The sequence below is a fragment of the Halanaerobium saccharolyticum subsp. saccharolyticum DSM 6643 genome (assembly GCF_000350165.1).
GTDB classification, from domain to species: domain Bacteria; phylum Bacillota; class Halanaerobiia; order Halanaerobiales; family Halanaerobiaceae; genus Halanaerobium; species Halanaerobium saccharolyticum.
Genome location: NZ_CAUI01000022.1, coordinates 1 through 1,506 on the forward strand (window position 1 = coordinate 1; position 1,506 = coordinate 1,506).

Annotated in this window: 2 rRNA genes; both read left to right on the plus strand. The window is 45.8% G+C overall.

Going from position 1 to position 1,506, the window contains the following annotated elements:
- Positions 1–499: ribosomal RNA gene (locus tag HSACCH_RS10140) — 16S ribosomal RNA — on the plus strand; the annotation flags it as partial.
- A 187-nt stretch (positions 500–686) separates the two neighbouring features.
- A 23S ribosomal RNA gene (locus tag HSACCH_RS10145) occupies positions 687–1,506 on the plus strand; the annotation flags it as partial.

Sequence of the window (1,506 nt, forward strand, 5' to 3'; positions counted from 1 at the left end):
CCTTCGGGAATCTACATACAGGTGCTGCATGGCTGTCGTCAGCTCGTGTCGTGAGATGTTGGGTTAAGTCCCGCAACGAGCGCAACCCTGTTCTTAGTTGCCAGCGAGTAATGTCGGGGACTCTAAGAAGACTGCCGGTGAAAGTCGGAGGAAGGTGGGGATGACGTCAAGTCCTCATGCCCTTTATATCTCGGGCTACACACGTGCTACAATGGCTGATACAGAGGGGAGCAAAGCCGCGAGGTGGAGCAAATCCTTGAAAATCAGTCCCAGTTCGGATTGCAGGCTGCAACTCGCCTGTATGAAGTTGGAATCGCTAGTAATCGCAGGTCAGCATACTGCGGTGAATACGTTCCCGGGCCTTGTACACACCGCCCGTCACACCAATCGAGTTGGATGCACCAGAAGTCATCTGCGGATGCCAAAGGTGTGTCCGGTAAGAGGGGTGAAGTCGTAACAAGGTAGCCGTACCGGAAGGTGCGGCTGGATCACCTCCTTTCTAAGGAGAGAACGTGAGCTTGCTGTTTAATTTTGAAGGTTTAGTTCGGCTTTTAAAGCCGAAAGAAAATCTTCTATAATAAGTAACAATAATATATAGTTAATAATAATGAAGATTTTAGTTAATGTTCATTATTATATAGATTATATAAAACTGTACATTGAAAAATGCATATAGGAAATAAATTGATTAAGCTAGAAAGAGCTTATGGTGGATGCCTTGGCATTCAGAGTTGAAGAAGGACGCGACCGGCTGCGAAAAGCCGTGGGGAGCTGCTAAATAAGCGTAGATCCGCGGATATCCGAATGGGGCAACCCACCAGTGTGGAGCACTGGTATTATGTGGTGAAATAAGTAGCCATGTAAGAACAAGCAGGAGAACTGAAACATCTTAGTACCCTGAGGAAAAGAAATCAAAATGAGATTCCCTTAGTAGCGGCGAGCGAAAGGGGAAGAGTCCAAACACTTAAAGTGTAAGTCTGTAGACGTTGCTTTAAGTGGGTGTAGGATAGACTGTCTAAAAACTACAGTTTTTGGCTGACTTAAATTTTTTACCGAGTCGAATGAACTGGGAAGTTCAACCGTAGGAGGTAATAGTCCTGTAGACGTAAGGTAAAAGAAGTCAGAGAATTATCCAGAGTATCACGAGACACGAGAAACCTTGTGAGAATATGGGAGGACCACCTTCCAAGACTAAATACTCCTGAATGACCGATAGTGAACAAGTACCGTGAGGGAAAGGTGAAAAGAACCCCGGAAGGGGAGTGAAATAGAAACTGAAACCATAAGCTTACAACAAGTAGGAGGGCTATTTAAAAGCCTGACTGCGTACTTTTTGTATCACGGACCGGCGAGTTACTAATCGTAGCGAAAGGTTAAGTCATAGAGATGAAGCCAGAGCGAAAGCGAGTCTGATAAGGGCGGAAGTTATGATTAGTAGACCCGAAACCGAGTGATCTATCCATGACCAGGGTGAAGCGAGTGTAAGAGCTTGTGGAGGCCCGAACC